This is a genomic window from Halomonas urumqiensis (assembly GCF_003028575.1).
Classification (GTDB): domain Bacteria; phylum Pseudomonadota; class Gammaproteobacteria; order Pseudomonadales; family Halomonadaceae; genus Halomonas; species Halomonas urumqiensis.
Genome location: NZ_PYUD01000006.1, coordinates 149,281 through 165,515, shown reverse-complemented (window position 1 = coordinate 165,515; position 16,235 = coordinate 149,281). Strand labels below are relative to the sequence as shown.

Here is a 16,235-nt window from a genome sequence, read left to right as displayed (position 1 = left end):
CGGGTTTCCTTTTTTTCGTGTCAGCTGTTGAGTCGTTATTGGATCTCGAGCGGTGCAAACCCCTTGACCAGGTCATCCATGGCCTTGAGTTGGGCAAGGAACGGCTCGAGTTTGTCCAGCGGCAAGGCGCAGGGGCCATCGCAGAGCGCGGCGTCCGGGTCAGGGTGGGCTTCGAGGAACACTCCGGCCAACCCCACGCCAACACCGGCACGCGCCAATTCCGCCACCTGAGCGCGGCGGCCATCGGCGCTGTCGGCACGCCCGCCGGGACGCTGAAGGGCATGGGTGACATCGAAGAACACCGGATAGCCGGTCTGCTTCATGTCACCGAAGCCGAGCATGTCGACGATCAGGTTATTGTACCCGAAGCTCGAACCACGCTCGCAAAGCAGCAACTGGTCGTTGCCCGCCTCCTCGCACTTGTGGATGATATGGCGCATCTCGTGGGGCGCCAGGAACTGCGGTTTCTTGATGTTGATCACCGCCCCGGTACCGGCCATGGCCACCACCAGGTCGGTCTGGCGCGCCAGGAAGGCCGGTAGCTGGATGATATCGGCCACTTCGGCGACCGCGGCGGCCTGCCAGGGCTCGTGAACGTCGGTGATCACCGGTACGCCAAAGCGCTCCTTGACCTCGGCGAGGATTGCCAGGCCCTTGTCGAGCCCCGGGCCACGGTAGGAGTGGATCGAGCTGCGGTTGGCCTTGTCGAAGCTCGCCTTGAATACGTAGGGCATGCCGAGCTTGCCGGTGACCTCGACATAGGCCTCGGCCACTTCCAGTGCCAGCTCACGGGACTCCAGCACGTTCATGCCGCCGAGCAGCATCAGCGGCAGGGAATTGCCGGCGGTGAGACCGGCAACCGATATATGACGCTCCGCGGTCTGGCGTTCGGGTATCATCGACTGGGTCATGGCTCTGCCTCACTCCTGATGCGAAGAGTGCGCACGATTGCGCGCTGCCTTGTGCTCCAACGCGGCATTGACGAAGCCGGTAAACAGCGGATGACCATCGCGCGGCGTGGAGGTGAATTCCGGGTGGAACTGGCAAGCCACGTACCAGGGGTGATCGGGCAACTCGACCATCTCGACCAGCGACTGGTCGACGCTCTTGCCCGACACCACCAGCCCGGCTTTCTCCAGGTCATCCACGAACTGGTTGTTGACCTCGAAACGGTGCCGGTGGCGTTCGACGATCTCGTCGCTGCCGTAGGCGTCGCGAGCCCTGGAGCCGGCCTTGAGATGACACACCTGGCCGCCCAGGCGCATGGTGCCGCCAAGGTCGGAGGCCGCATCGCGCAACTCGATCTTGCCTTCGGGAGTGATCCACTCGGTGATCAGGCCCACCACCGGATGCTGGGTGTCATGGGTGAACTCGGTGGAATCGGCGTCTTCCCAGCCAGCCACGTTGCGGGCGAACTCGATCACCGCGACCTGCATGCCAAGGCAGATGCCAAGGTAAGGGATGCCGCTTTCGCGGGCAAACCTGGCCGTTGCGACCTTGCCTTCCACGCCACGCTCACCGAAGCCGCCCGGCACCAGGATCGCGTCCTTGCCGGCCAGCCGTTCCGTGCCGTGGCGCTCGATGTCCTCGGAGTCGATGTAATCGACATTGACCTTCACGCGGGTCTGGATGCCGGCGTGAATCAGCGCCTCGTTCAGCGACTTGTAGGCGTCGAGCAGCTCCATGTACTTGCCGACCATGGCGATGTTGATCGACTTGAGCGGGTTGAGCTTGGCGTCGAGCACCTTGACCCATTCGCCGAGGTCAGCCTCACCCGCTTCCAGGCGCAGCTTGTCGCAGACGATCTCATCGAGACCATGCTCGTGAAGCATCAGCGGGATGCGATAGATGGTATCGGCATCCTGTAAGGGGATGACGGCACGCTCCTCGACGTTGGTGAACAGCGCGATCTTGCGCCGCTCGGTCTCTTCGAGCTCGACCTCGCTGCGGCAGATCAGGATATCCGGCTGGATACCGATCGAGCGCAGCTCCTTGACGCTGTGCTGGGTCGGCTTGGTCTTGGTCTCGCCGGCCGTCTTGATATAGGGCACCAGTGTCAGGTGCATGAAGATCGCACGGCTGGCGCCCTGCTCGCTGCGGATCTGGCGGATCGACTCGAGAAACGGCAGCGACTCGATATCGCCCACGGTGCCACCGATTTCCACCAGCGCCACGTCGAAACCTTCGCCTCCAGCATACACCCGACGCTTGATCTCGTCGGTGATATGCGGGATCACCTGGACGGTACCCCCCAGGTAGTCACCCCGGCGCTCGCGGCGCAGCACGTGTTCGTAGACACGGCCAGTGGTGAAGTTGTTGCCCTGGGTCATCTTGGTACGGATGAAGCGTTCGTAGTGGCCGAGGTCGAGGTCGGTCTCGGCACCATCTTCGGTAACGAACACCTCGCCATGCTGGAAGGGGCTCATGGTGCCCGGATCCACGTTGATGTACGGGTCGAGCTTGAGCATGGTGACCTTGAGGCCACGCGCCTCGAGAATCGCCGCAAGCGAGGCCGACGCAATGCCCTTGCCGAGAGAGGACACAACGCCGCCGGTCACGAAGATATATCGTGTCATGGAGAACCTGTCGAAACGTGAGCATGAGGCTCGGCAGAAAGCCGCGCCAGGATGGGACGACAGAGTAGCAGAATACGACCAATGGCTCAATTTGGGCCGCCCGCCCGACCCAAGGCGTCTTCATCCGGCTTCGACCCGCGACTATCCCAGCGGTAGCGCTGACGATAGGGTCAACCGGCTGATTCAGCCAGCGAATTTCAATCGAATTGGTGAGCGGCGCCGGGGACAGGCCGGAGCGGAGGTCATTCTTCAGGGAAGAAGAATGTAGCGCCCAGGGAAGGGTTCACAGCGCCTCCGCGATGGTCGGTCGCCGGAATAGCCGCGGGGCGAACCACTAGCCAGCGGCTATTCCGAGGACAGGTCTACGAGGGGGCGCTATGAATACATCCTTGTACGCTACCGACGCCTTCCATGGCGTAGGACCCCCTCTACGACCTGCCCTCGGCGCCGCTGACCTTGTGCAAGGTTTCGAGGCCCGTAGCCCGTAGCCCGTAGCCCGTAGCCCGTAGCCCGAAACCTAGACAGCCAGATAGTCGAGAATGCCCTCGGCGGCCTGACGGCCCTCATAGATAGCGGTGACCACCAGATCCGAGCCGCGCACCATGTCGCCACCGGCGAAGATCTTCTCGTTGGTGGTCTGGAACGGGTAGGCCCCCTGCTCCGGCGCCTTGACGCGGTCGCGCTCGTCGAGCTCGATGCCGACCTCGGCGAACCAAGGCTGCGGGTTCGGCTGGAAACCGAAGGCGATGACCACCGCATCGGCGGCGATGACCTCCTCGGAGCCCGGCACCACTTCGGGGCGCTGGCGGCCGTTCTCGTCCGGCTCGCCAAGGCGGGTGCGCACCACTTTCACGCCTTCCACCTTGTCCTCGCCGACCACTGCCACCGGCTGGCGGTTGAACAGAAACTCCACACCCTCTTCGCGCGCGTTGGCCACCTCGCGACGCGAGCCCGGCATGTTCCCCTCGTCACGGCGGTAGGCGCAGGTCACGCTTGCCGCGCCCTGGCGAATCGAGGTGCGATTGCAGTCCATGGCGGTGTCGCCGCCGCCCAGCACCACCACGCGCTGGCCTTCGAAGGAGATGTAATCGTCGGGATTCTTCTCGAAGCCCAGGCAGTGGTTGACGTTGGCGATCAGGAAGTCGAGCGCCTTGTGCACGCCCGGCAGGTCCTCGCCGGGGAAGCCACCCTGCATGTACTTGTAGGTCCCCATGCCGAGGAACACCGCATCGTACTCCTCAAGCAGGCTGTCGAAGGCCACGTCCTTGCCGATCTCGGTGCCGAGACGGAATTCGACGCCCATCTCCTCGAAGACCGCGCGGCGACGCTCCATGACGGTCTTCTCGAGCTTGAACTCGGGAATGCCGAAGGTCAGCAGCCCGCCGATTTCCGGATACTTGTCAAACACCACCGCCTTCACGCCGTTGCGCACCAGGATATCGGCACACCCAAGACCCGCCGGGCCAGCGCCGATGATCGCCACCTTGCGGTCGGTCCAGGTCACGTTGGACATGTCGGGACGCCAGCCCATGGCGAAGGCGGTATCGGTGATGTACTTCTCCACCGAACCGATGGTCACCGCACCGAAGCCATCGTTAAGGGTGCAATCACCCTCGCAGAGGCGATCCTGAGGGCAAACCCGGCCACACACCTCGGGCAGCGAGTTGGTGCGGTGGGAAAGCTCCGCCGCCTCGAGGATGTTGCCCTCGCTGACCAGTTGCAGCCAGTTGGGGATGTAGTTATGTACCGGGCACTTCCACTCGCAGTAGGGGTTGCCGCAGTGCAGGCAGCGATGTGCCTGACTGGCCGCATCCTGGGGCTTGTAGGGCTCGTAGATCTCGGCGAACTCCCGCGAACGCTTACCGGCGTCCTTCTTCTGCGGGTCCTTGCGACCGACGTCGATGAACTGGAAATCGTTGCTAAGACGGTTTGCCATGCTGGTCTCTCCTGGAAGTCCTGATTGCCTGCCGCCCCTGGGTCGCCGGGGCCGCCATGTTCACCCCGGCCAACGCCGGGAGCCTCCTATTCCGGCTGACGCCGGGATTGGGCAAGCAGGCTGTTCAGACTTGCCGCCTTGGGCTTCACCAGCCAGAAGTGGCGAATGAAGTCACTGAAGTCCTCGAGAATCGCCTGACCGCGGGCGGAGCCGGTCTCGGCCACGAACTCCTCGATGATTTCGCGCAGATGGCGCCGATAGGCTTCCATCGTTTCGGTGTTGACCCGGTGGATTTCCACCAGCTCGTGGTTGTACTTGTCGACGAAACTGCGGTCTTCATCGAGCACGTAGGCGAACCCGCCGGTCATGCCGGCACCGAAGTTGACGCCGGTCTCGCCGAGTACGCAGACAAGGCCGCCGGTCATGTACTCACAGCAGTGGTCTCCGGCCCCTTCGATCACCGCATGGGCGCCGGAATTGCGGACGCCGAAGCGCTCACCGGCGGTACCCGCGGCGAACAGTTTGCCGCCAGTGGCCCCGTAAAGGCAGGTATTACCGACGATCGCGGTCTTGTGGCTCTCGAAGCGGCTAGCGGCCGGAGGCGTGATCACCACCTTGCCACCGTTCATGCCCTTGCCGACGTAGTCGTTGGCATCACCTTCCAGATACAAGTGCAGGCCTCGCGCGTTCCACACCCCGAAACTCTGACCGGCAACGCCCTTGAAGCGCGCCACCAGAGGGGCATCCTCGAGACCCTGTTCGCCATAACGCTTGGCGATGGCGCCGGAGCTCAATGCCCCCACGCTACGGTCGCAGTTGGTGATCGAGAAGTCGAACTCGCCACCGGACTTGTGCTCGATGGCAGCCTTGAGCGCGGCCAGCACTTCCTGGTTCTTGGCGCCCGGATCGTGGGGCACGTTGCGGCTGACCTGGCAGTACTGCGGCGCATCGGCGGGCACAAAGTCGTTGGTCAAGAGTGGTGTGAGGTCGAGCTTGCGCTGCGACGGTGTCACCCCCTCCAGCACCTCGAGCAGATCGGTACGACCGATCAGGTCGGTAAGCTGGCGAACCCCCAGCATGGCCATCAGTTCACGCACCTCTTCGGCGATGAAACGGAAGTAGTGCTTGACCATGTCGACGGTGCCGCGGAAGTGTTCGCCACGCAGGTAGTCATTCTGGGTGGCGACCCCGGTGGCGCAGTTGTTCAAGTGGCAGATGCGCAGGTACTTGCAGCCCAGCGCGACCATCGGGGCGGTGCCGAAGCCGAAGCTTTCGGCGCCGAGAATCGCTGCCTTGACCACATCCAGACCGGTCTTGAGCCCGCCGTCGGTCTGCAGGCGAATCTTGTCACGCAGGCCGTTGATGCGCAGTGCCTGGTGGACCTCGGGCAGGCCCAGTTCCCACGGTGAGCCGGCATGCCTGATCGAGGTGATCGGGCTCGCCGCGGTGCCGCCATCGTAGCCCGACACGGTGATCAGGTCGGCATAGGCCTTGGCCACGCCCGTGGCGATGGTACCGATACCGGGCTCGGAGACCAGCTTCACCGATACCTGGGCATCCGGATTGACCTGCTTGAGGTCGAAAATCAGCTGGGCGAGATCCTCGATGGAGTAGATATCGTGGTGCGGCGGCGGCGAGATCAGCGTCACGCCCGGCACGGCATAGCGCAGGCGCGCAATCAGCTCGTTGACCTTGCCACCGGGTAGCTGGCCGCCCTCACCGGGCTTGGCGCCCTGGGCGACCTTGATCTGCAACACCTCGGCATTGACCAGGTAGGCCGGCGTGACACCGAAACGGCCCGAGGCGATCTGCTTGATCTTGGAGGAGCGGATGGTGCCGTAGCGCGCCGGATCCTCACCACCCTCACCGGAGTTGGAACGCCCGCCGGCTTCGTTCATGGCCTGGGCCAGCGCCTCGTGGGCCTCCGGCGACAGCGCACCCAGCGACATGCCGGCGCTGTCGAAGCGTGGCAGCAGATCCTCGACGGCCTCGACCTCCTCGAGCGGCACCGGCTCGGCGGCGGGCTTGAGCCCGAGCAGGTCTCGGATGGTGGCGGGCGGCCGCTCGTTGACGAGCGCGGCGAACTTCTTCCACTTGGTGTAGTTGCCCTCTTGCACGGCCTGCTGCAACGCCATGACCACATCCGGGTTGTAGGCGTGATACTCGTGGCCGTGCACGTACTTGACAAGACCGCCCTGAGAGATGCCCTTGCGCGGGCTCCAGGCGTCGCGGCCAAGCAGTTCCTGCTGCAGCTGAAGCTCGCTGAAGCCGGTGCCCTGGATACGCGATGCCATGCCGGTGAAGCACAGGTCCATGACCTCGGACGACAGGCCTACCGCTTCGAACAGCTGCGAGCCACGGTAGGAAGCCAGCGTCGAGATCCCCATCTTGGAGAGGATCTTGAACAGCCCTTTCTGCAGGCCCTTGCGATAGTTCTCGCGGGCATCGGCCGGGTTGCCGACCAGCTCGCCGGTGTGGTGCATGTCGGCCATCACCTGGTAGGCCAGCCACGGGAAGACCGCCGTGGCGCCCACCCCGAACAGCACCGCCATCTGGTGGGCGTCGCGGGCATAACCGGTTTCCACCACGATGTTGGCACGCGGACGCAGCGCCAGGCGACCCAGGTGGTGATGCACGGCGCCCACCGCCAAGGCGGCATGAATCGGCAGCTGCCCCTTGTCGAGCTTGGCATCCGAGAGCACCAGCACCACCTTGCCATCATGCACGGCCTGCTCGGCACGCCGGCACAGCGCATGGATCGCCGCCTTGAGCCCCATCTGCTCCGGGTCGTAGCCAAGGCTGAGTTCGTGGCTGGCAAACGCCGGGTCGTCCTGGCCGACCAGTGCCGCAAACTTGCGTGGTGACAGCACCGGGGTGGTCAGGATGATGCGATGCGCATGTTCGGGCGTGGCCTTGAAGACATTGAGCTCGGCGCCGATGCAGGTTTCCAGCGACATCACGATCGCTTCGCGCAGCGGGTCGATGGCCGGGTTGGTGACCTGGGCAAACTTCTGGCGGAAGTAATCTGTCAGCAAACGACGCTTGCTGGACAGTACCGCCATGGGCGTGTCGTCACCCATCGAGCCAACCGCCTCCTGGCCGCTTTCGGCCAGCGGACGCAGCAGCTGGTCACGCTCCTCGAAGCTGACCTGGAACATCTTCTGGGCGACCGCCAGCTCGTCGGCCTGCATATTGTGGAAGCTGGCAAGCTCGGTCAGGGCGGATTCAAGGTACTGGGCTTCCTGCTTCAACCAGCGCTTGTAGGGATAGGCCGACTTGAGGCGCTCGTCGATATCGGTGGTGTGCAGCACCTCACCGGTCTCGGTATCCACGGCGAGTATCTGGCCCGGCCCGACACGGCCCTTGGCGACCACATCCTCGGGCTTGTAGTCGTAGGTGCCGATCTCGGAGGCAAGGGTGATGAAGCCATTCTTGGTGATCACCCAGCGCGCCGGACGCAGGCCATTGCGGTCGAGCATGCAGACCGCCTGGCGACCATCGGTCATCACCACGCCGGCCGGGCCATCCCATGGCTCCATGTGCATGGAGTTGTACTCGTAGAAGGCACGCAGGTCACCGTCCATGACCTCGACGTTCTGCCAGGCGGGCGGCACCATCATGCGCACCGCACGGTGCAGCTCCATGCCACCGGTCAGCAGCACCTCGAGCATGTTGTCCATGCTCGATGAGTCGGAGCCGGTGGTGTTGACGATCTCCTCGAGGCTCGCGATGTCCGGGAGCCGCTCGCAGACGAAGTTTTCCTTGCGTGAGTTCGCCCAGCCACGGTTGGCCTCGATGGTGTTGATTTCGCCGTTATGGGCCAGCAGGCGGAACGGCTGGGCCAGTGGCCAACGTGGCGCGGTATTGGTGGAGAAGCGCTGGTGGAAGACGCAGATGGCGGTTTCCAGACGCGTATCGCCCAGGTCATGGTAGAAAGCCGGCAGGTCGACCGGCATCACCAATCCCTTGTAGGACACCACCTCGGTCGACAACGAGCAGACGTAGAAATCCTCGTCATCGCGCAGCGCAAACTCCGCACGCCGGCGCGCCATGAACAGCTCGACATCGAAGCGCGTGGCGTCTGTGCCCTTGCCGGGCTCGACGAACACGTGGCGAATGCGCGGAAGACAGTCCAGGGCCATCGGGCCGCAGACGCTCGAATCCACCGGCACGTCACGCCAGCCACGAATCACCAGGCCACAGGCACGCAATTCGCCTTCCAGCGTATCGCGGGCACGCTGCTCGCGGGCGTCGTCATCCGGCAGGAACACGGCACCCACGGCGTAATGCTCGCCGAGTTCGACGCCGAGCGACTCCTCGGCCACGCCACGCATGAAGGCATCCGGCATCTTCAGCAACAGCCCGCAGCCGTCGCCGGTCTTGCCGTCGGCGGCAATCCCGCCACGGTGGGTCATGCAGGTCAGCGACTCGATAGCGGTTTTCAGCAGCTCATGACTGGCGCGCCCCTCCATGTGGGCAATCAGGCCGAACCCGCAGTTGTCACGGAACTCGCCGGGTTGGTGAAGACCTCTGTTCATTGGCGTGCCTCGGAATTGGTGGTTTCTTTTGCAATCGCAGCGTGATAATCTAACCGGTTTTTTTCAAATCAGTGCTTTTCCATGTGGGCTGCGTTACTGCGTAATAAAAGGCCGACCAGCATAGCGACGAAGCCACCGTCCGCGCAACGCTGCAGACGCCTGACTCCACAAAAACCATCGCGAAATCCGCGACTTGCAAATGTAAAGAGTGTAAAAACCCTCGATAACTCAACGGCTTGCAAGTGCAGGGAGCCGATTCACACAGAGGGGCCAAAGACATAAGACTTTAGTCTTATTCCACGACCTCCACCCATGCCGATCCGGCATAAGGCATGCAAATTCTCACGCTTGCCGCCTCCCCTTCGAATTCATGGTGATTGCCGAACGGCGTCCGAAAACGACTGACGCCCACACAAAGGTGGGCGTCAGTCGACAGGGCCACGAGTGGACATCACCTGCGTGCAAAGGCACCGATGAACTCGCTCAGCAGCGCTGGCGGGGTCTCGTCATGAACACAGGCGTCACCCAGCGAGCGCAACAGGATCAGGCGCATGCGGCTGTCGAGGTTCTTCTTGTCGAGGCGCATCCGCGCCAGGAAGTCATCGGCTCCCATCGCCGCCGGCGCCGCCAGCGGAAGTCCTGCCGAGGCGATGATGCGGCGACAACGCGCCACCTCATCCGCATCGAGCCAGCCAAGGCGCGCCGATAGCTCGACGGCCATCTGCATACCGGCGCCCACCGCCTCGCCATGCAGCCAGACACCGTAGCCCTGGTGCGCCTCGATGGCATGACCGAAGGTATGCCCAAGATTCAACAGCGCGCGCACGCCTTGCTCTGTCTCATCCTCGGCGACGATCTCGGCCTTGATGGCGCAGCTGCGTTCGATGGCCCGGGTCAATGCCGCGGCATCGAGGTCGCGCAATCGAGGCATCGTCTCCTCGAGCCAAGCCAGGAAGCCGGCATCACGAATCAGGCCATACTTGATCACTTCGGCAAGCCCCGCCGACAGCTCGCGCGGCGGCAGGGTGGACAAGGTGTCGGTATCGATCAGCACAGCGCGGGGCTGCCAGAAGGCGCCGATCATGTTCTTGCCCAGCGGATGGTTGACGCCTGTCTTGCCGCCCACCGAGGAATCCACCTGGGCAAGCAGCGTGGTCGGCACCTGGATGAAGGCCACCCCGCGCTGATAACAGGCCGCGGCGAAGCCGACCATGTCGCCGATCACTCCACCGCCCAGCGCGATCAACGTGCAGCGCCGATTGAAGCCGGCCTCGAGAAGAGCGTCCCAGATGCGCTCGACGGTCGCGAAGGTCTTGGTGGCCTCGCCGTCGGGCAGCACCAGCTCGCGCACCTCAAGGCCGTCGTCCAGCCCGGCCTTGAGGCGCTCGAGATACAGCGGGGCGACCGCGGTATTGGTGACGACCATCACTTGCCTTCCGGCCAGGAAAGGCGTCAGCCGTGCGGGATCGCCGAGTAGCCCTGGACCGATATGGATGGGGTAGCTGCGTTCACCCAGCGACACCTCGAGGGCGCGGGGCAGGGTCGCTGAATCGTCACTCATGGCATCAGGCCTTGCATTGAAGGGGGTCGACCATGCGCGTGACGCGCCGCACGATCTCATTGACCACGGCACGCGGCCCGCGCTTGTCGGTACGCACCATGAAATCTGCCGTAGCGCGGTACAGCGGGTCACGCAACGCGAACATGTCACTCAGCACCTGCTCTCGATCACCACGCTGCAGCAACGGCCGGTTGCGATCCTTGGCGGTGCGCCTTAGCTGCTGCTCCACGGTGGTGAACAGGTAGATGACCGTGCCACGTTCGCGCAGGGCGCGCCGGTTCTGCTCACGCAGCACCGCACCGCCGCCGGTGGCGATGACCACGCCCTCGCGGCGGGTCAGTTCATCGATCATCTGGGTCTCGCGATCACGAAAGCCTACCTCGCCCTCGACGTCGAAGATCCACGGGATATCGGCGCCGCAGCGAGCTTGTATCTCATGGTCGCTGTCGAAGAATTGGCGAGACAGTTCGGCCGCCAGCAGGCGGCCGATGGTGCTCTTGCCGGCCCCCATGGGGCCGATCAGTATCAGATTGGGTAGTTCCTGCATCAGCGAAGGGCCACGCCATCGTCCAGTATTCGGGGTGTGATGAATACCAGCAACTCTACCTTTTCGTTGGTCTCTTGGGTATAGCGAAATAGATTACCCAGCACCGGCAGGTCGCCAAGAAACGGCGTCTTGACCAGGTTGCGCAGCTCTTCGGTCTGCAGGATGCCGCCCAGCACCACGGTCTCGCCGTTGTCGACCAGCACCTGGGTCTCGATCTCGTTCTTGTTGATCGGCGGCTCTTCACCGGGGTTGAACTCGCCGAAGGTATCATTGGTGATCGCCACATCCATGATGATGCGGTTGTCCGGAGTGATCTGCGGGGTCACCTCGAGTGACAGCACGGCCTCCTTGAACTCGACCGCCGACGCCCCGCTGGCCGATGCCTCGCGATAGGCCCGCTCCTGACCCTGCTTGATCACCGCGGTACGCTGATTGGCGGTAATCACTCGGGGCTGGGAAATGGTGTGGCTGCGCCCCTCGCTCTCCATGGCGCGAAGCTCGAGGTCGAGCAGCACGTCACCGGATAGATACCCGAAGGCGAAGCTGGTCATGCCACCTGTGCGATCGGCCCCGGTGCCAAGATCGACGGCAAGACCGCCAAGCCCGGACACCGGGCTGCCATCCGATGCGCCGGAGAGATCGAAGCGGCTACTGGCCGGGCTCGACACCCCCCAATTGACCCCCAGTTCACGGGTCGCGCTGTCGCTGGCGATCACGATACGCGCCTCGATCTGCACCTGTCGCACCGCCACATCCAGGCGATCCAGCGTCTGGATGATGTTATCGATCTGCTCGGCGGTGTCCTGGATCAGCAGCGTGTTGGTGCGCTGGTCCACGGCCACCCGCCCACGGTCCGTCAGCAGCCCGAAGCCTTCGCCACCGCGCAGCAGGGTGGCCAGGTCATCGGCCTTGGCGTAGCGCACCTGGATATACTCACTGGTCAGCGGGGCGAGAACATCCATCTGCTCGCGGGCCTCGAGCTCCTGACGCTCGATATTGGCGAGTTCGGCGGCCGGCGCCACCACGATCACGTTACCCTCCTGGCGGCTGGCCAGGCCATGGCTCTGAAGCACCAGATCGAGCGCTTGATCCCAGGGCACATCCTCGAGATTGAGCGTCACGCGGCCGGTGACGCTGTCACTGGCCACCAGGTTCAGCCCGGTGAAGTCAGCGATGATCGCCAGCACCGACCGCACCTCGATGTCCTGGAAGTTGAGGGTGATCCGCTCTCCGGTGTAGGGGAACTGCTCGCGGACGCGCTCCTCGCGCTGCTGCTGAGTGACCGGCTGCGCTTCAATGGTCAGCTGGCGGCCACTCTGGGTCGACACCATGGCGTATTCACCGCTGCCCTGGATATCGAGGATCACCCCGTCGCGCCCGGCTCGCGGGGTGATACGTGAAAGCGGCGTGCCAAAGTCGCTGACGTCATAGACCTGATCAAGCGAGCTTGGCAGTTCGACGCCACGCAAGTCGGCGGTGATGCGCTGCCTCCCGCTTTCGCTGACCCGGGCATCGACACCGGCGCGGTCGAAGGTCACGATCAGGCGGCCGGCACCCCCGTCGCCACGCCGGAAGTCGATATCCTCGACAGTTGGCCCGGTGCTTGCCGGGCGTGCGGGTTCGCTTTGTGCTCGACTGGTGCTGGCGACCTCGGCTGCCGGTTGATCGACGGCACCGCCACCGATCGACAGAAGCAGCTGATCACCCAGTTCACGGGTGTTGTAGGGCAGCGGACCTTCCAGGTCGAATACCAGCCGGGTTCGCGAACCTGCCTCCAGCGCGGTGACACCCTGCACGCCACCGATGCCAAGATCATAGCGCCGCTGCTCGAGCCGATTGGCGGTGTCCATCAGATCGATGGTCAACCGGGCTGGATCATCCAGACGGTAGCCCCTGACTTCAGGAACAGGGCCTGCAAAGCCCAGGTCGACTTCCAGCTCACCACTCGCCCCCTGGCGAAAATTGAGATCATCCAGCGTCGAGGCCGCCAGTGCCGACGACGTAGAGGCTACGAGCAACATCAATGTCGCGATGCCACGTTTCATTATTGGTGTCATGATTCCCTCTCCCCACTTGTCGCCGCCCGCCCTTTTCAACGAGTCGGCGAGTCGCCTTCTAGTCGTCCAGCGTCAGTCGCGTGTTGCGTTCGATCCAGCCGCCCCGGCCCGTGGGCACGACCTCGACCAGTTGCACCGAGGATGACGTGATGCTCACGATACGCCCGAAATCGCTGCCCATGTGATTGCCTACCCGTAGACGATGCACCTGACCCTCGGGGGCGCGCACCAGCGCATAGGGCTGCCCTCCCTGGGTCAAGGTCCCCACCAGGTCGAGCTGCTCGAGCCCATAGGCCTCCAGGGGTTCGCGGCTTCGGCTCAAGTCCGGCGCCAGATCCTCCGAGCCTCGCGGTGTATCCGCCACTTCCGGAAGTCGGGCAATGAACGGGCTGCGTTGCTGCGACTCGTCATAGGGAACCGACTCGAGTTCCGGAATCTCGGGCAGTGTGATCTGCGGCGTCGGCCCCGGGTCGCTGCGAATGGCCGCCAGCTCGCGATCCAGCGCCCCCAACTGCGGGTCGGCGCATCCCGCCAGCACCAGCAGCACGCCGAAGGCCAGCCCCGATGAACGGATTCTTCTGCTCATGGCGCCTCCTCGTCCTGCCGATAGCTATACGTTCGCGCCAGCAAGGAGAGCCGCAGGTTCTGGCCATTGTCTCCTTCCGGCGCAAGCGTCATGTCATGCAGCGTGACGATACGCGGCAATCCGGCCACCCCGGCCAGGAAGGCCGCCAACCGGTGGTAATCTCCCTGTACCTGAATATCGAAGGGGCGTTCGACATAGTGCTCACGTTCCACCGGCGCGCGCAGGCGGATGAAGTCAATCGCCAGCTGATTGTCGATGGCCGTGCCGCTGATGTCATCGATCAGTGCCGGAATCTCCGCCCCTGTCGGCAGCATCTGCTGAAGCGTGCGCATGCGCGACTCGAGGTTCTCCATCTCGCTGCGCATCACCTCGAGATTGGCCGCCTGAGCCGCCTTGCTGCGGTAATCCCTGAGCAAGCGTGACTCCTCCGCCCGCACCTGCTCGAGCTCTTCGGCCGCTGGCGCCGCGAGGTACCAGTGCATGCCGGCGAAGGTCAGGCACAGCAGCAGTACACAACAGATGAACTGCAGCGACCAGGGCCAGCTTCCGGCTTCCTTGATATCCAGTTCGCGCCATTCCAGCTCACGCAGGCGGCGCAGCTCTCCCTTAGCGCTCATGAGCCACCTCCCGCCAGCTCGTCCTGGTCAGCCGATGTCTGCTCGCGCCCGGGTAACTGCTGGCTCATGCTCAAGCTGAAGCGCCGCCCCGGCTCACCCTCGGCCTCACCCTCGGCCTCGACCTCGGAGAGTACCGGCTCGGAGAATGACGCGGCGGCCGCCAGCGCACGCAACTGGTCGGAAACCTGGCGATTGTTCTCGGCCAGGCCGGCAAGGCGCAGGCTATCCCCCTGACGATTGAGCTGAGTGTAGTAGACCCCTTCCACCAGGCTGGTGGTGAGGTCGCTCATGACATGCACGGTCTGGGTACGCCCAAGCTGCAGTTCGGTGAACAGCTGGACCTGCTCGAGCATCTCCTCACGAATCGCCTCCAGCTCACTGATCTCGCGAATCGCCTCATCCAGCTCCCGGCTCTGCGCCTGTACATGGGCGTTGCGCTGCAATTGGGCTTCGTGCTGCTGCTGGTAATACCAGGTCATGGCGTACCCACCGCCCAGGCCGAGCAGTGCCACCAGCGCAAGCGCCAGGTAGAAACGCTTGCTGCGCCTGGCACGCAGCTCCTCCCGCCACGGCAGCAGGTTGATCTCGATCGTCATGAGCGGGACCTCATCGCCAGTCCGCACGACGTCAGCATGGCCGGCGCATCACCGGACAAGGTCTGTACATCAATGCGTGAATTTACCTTCATGCGCTGGAGCGGATTGGCGATGGTCACTTCCATCCCGCTCTCCTCCGCCAATCGCTCGGCGAGCCCGGGAATCACGCTGGAACCACCGGCCAGCACCATGCGGCGCACTTCCTGCTTGCGACCGGCGGTGTAGTAGAGCTGTAGCGATCGTCCGACCTGCTGAACCAGTGTGTCGAGAAACGGATCGAGTACCGTGCGCTGGTAATCCTCCGGCAAGCCACCACGCTTCTTGGCAAGGCCCGCCTCGTCGAGGCTCAGGCCGTAGCGGTTGCGGATCTCATCGGTGAGCTGACGCCCCCCGAAAACGGTATCTCGGCTATAGACGACCCGCCCCTCGCGCAGCACATGGAAGGTGTTCATGGTGGCGCCGATATCGACCAGCGCCACGCAGTCATCATCGCCGCTGAGCAGTGGCAACTGGTGTCGAATCTCGGTGAAGGCGCGCTCCATGGCGAATGTCTCGACATCGACTGCCTCGGGAATCAGCTCGGCCTGGAGAACGGCATCGGTCAACTGGCTGACATCCTGCTGCCGACAGGCCACGAGCAACACGTCCTGCTGGTCGCCATAGCGGGCATTGAGGCCCAGCTTCTGGAAATCGAAGGCCACTTCATTGAACGGAAAGGGAACGTGCTTGTCTGAATCAAGCTGTATGCGCGCTTCGATCTCATCATCGTTGAGTGCGGCAGGCAACGTCAGTGTCTTGGTGATCGCCGCACTGGCCGGGACGGCCACCACCGCACGCCGGGTATGCGGCTTGGCCTGCTGGACGGCGCGCGCGAGCGCTTCCACCACCTCACCCATGTCGTGGATGCGTCGCTCCACCACTGCCCCCTCGCGCAATGGCCTAACCGCGTAGCTCTCGACCTGGAAGGTGGAACCTACACGCTTGAGTTCCATGAGTTTGACGGTGGCGGAGGTAATATCGACACCGATGATTCCCTTGCTGGATGCCCTGAGTCGCATCTGGATAATGCCCCTGCCTAATCCGTGCGGCTGACCCGCCTAATTGTGATATACCTCTCGTCAGGCGCTATCACGAGAAGCTTGGGTTTATGATTCTGTAAATCAAAGGTTACATGATATTGCCCAGCCTCACACGGCTATCATTATTTTACCCTAGTCAACG

General features: G+C 63.6%; 11 protein-coding genes. All 11 read right to left on the bottom strand.

Annotated features, from left to right (window positions below; all coding sequences use genetic code 11):
* Positions 1-35 precede the first annotated feature (35 nt).
* Positions 36-911: a 3-deoxy-8-phosphooctulonate synthase gene (kdsA, locus tag C6V82_RS14835; protein WP_373297628.1), complete on the bottom strand. Its 876-nt coding sequence runs from the start codon at positions 909-911 to the stop codon at positions 36-38.
* Positions 912-920: 9 nt separating this feature from the next.
* Positions 921-2,576, bottom strand: coding sequence for a CTP synthase (locus tag C6V82_RS14830; RefSeq protein ID WP_102587969.1), 1,656 nt, complete (start codon positions 2,574-2,576; stop codon positions 921-923).
* Between the two features lie 517 nt (positions 2,577-3,093).
* On the bottom strand, positions 3,094-4,512 hold the full coding sequence (locus tag C6V82_RS14825; RefSeq protein WP_102587970.1) for an FAD-dependent oxidoreductase: 1,419 nt from the start codon (positions 4,510-4,512) through the stop codon (positions 3,094-3,096).
* 86 nt (positions 4,513-4,598) lie between these two features.
* The gene (gene gltB, locus C6V82_RS14820) at positions 4,599-9,050 is read right to left on the bottom strand and encodes a glutamate synthase large subunit (RefSeq protein ID WP_102587971.1); all 4,452 of its coding nucleotides are present in this window, start codon (positions 9,048-9,050) and stop codon (positions 4,599-4,601) included.
* 451 nt (positions 9,051-9,501) lie between these two features.
* On the bottom strand, positions 9,502-10,611 hold the full coding sequence (aroB, locus tag C6V82_RS14815) for a 3-dehydroquinate synthase (protein ID WP_102587972.1): 1,110 nt from the start codon (positions 10,609-10,611) through the stop codon (positions 9,502-9,504).
* Positions 10,612-10,615: 4 nt separating this feature from the next.
* Positions 10,616-11,158, bottom strand: coding sequence for a shikimate kinase AroK (aroK, locus tag C6V82_RS14810; RefSeq protein WP_102587973.1), 543 nt, complete (start codon positions 11,156-11,158; stop codon positions 10,616-10,618).
* On the bottom strand, positions 11,158-13,215 hold the full coding sequence (locus C6V82_RS14805; protein ID WP_102587974.1) for a type IV pilus secretin PilQ: 2,058 nt from the start codon (positions 13,213-13,215) through the stop codon (positions 11,158-11,160). Before C6V82_RS14805 ends, aroK begins: the two co-directional genes overlap by 1 nt.
* 58 nt (positions 13,216-13,273) lie before the next feature.
* On the bottom strand, positions 13,274-13,801 hold the full coding sequence (locus C6V82_RS14800; RefSeq protein ID WP_102587975.1) for a pilus assembly protein PilP: 528 nt from the start codon (positions 13,799-13,801) through the stop codon (positions 13,274-13,276).
* Complete coding sequence (locus tag C6V82_RS14795; RefSeq protein WP_102587976.1) at positions 13,798-14,418, bottom strand: type IV pilus inner membrane component PilO; 621 nt, start codon at positions 14,416-14,418, stop codon at positions 13,798-13,800. The genes C6V82_RS14800 and C6V82_RS14795 overlap by 4 nt, the downstream gene beginning before the upstream one ends.
* Positions 14,415-15,014, bottom strand: coding sequence for a PilN domain-containing protein (locus C6V82_RS14790; RefSeq protein ID WP_102587977.1), 600 nt, complete (start codon positions 15,012-15,014; stop codon positions 14,415-14,417). Before C6V82_RS14790 ends, C6V82_RS14795 begins: the two co-directional genes overlap by 4 nt.
* The gene (gene pilM, locus C6V82_RS14785; RefSeq protein WP_102587978.1) at positions 15,011-16,072 is read right to left on the bottom strand and encodes a type IV pilus assembly protein PilM; all 1,062 of its coding nucleotides are present in this window, start codon (positions 16,070-16,072) and stop codon (positions 15,011-15,013) included. Before pilM ends, C6V82_RS14790 begins: the two co-directional genes overlap by 4 nt.
* Positions 16,073-16,235 lie beyond the last annotated feature (163 nt).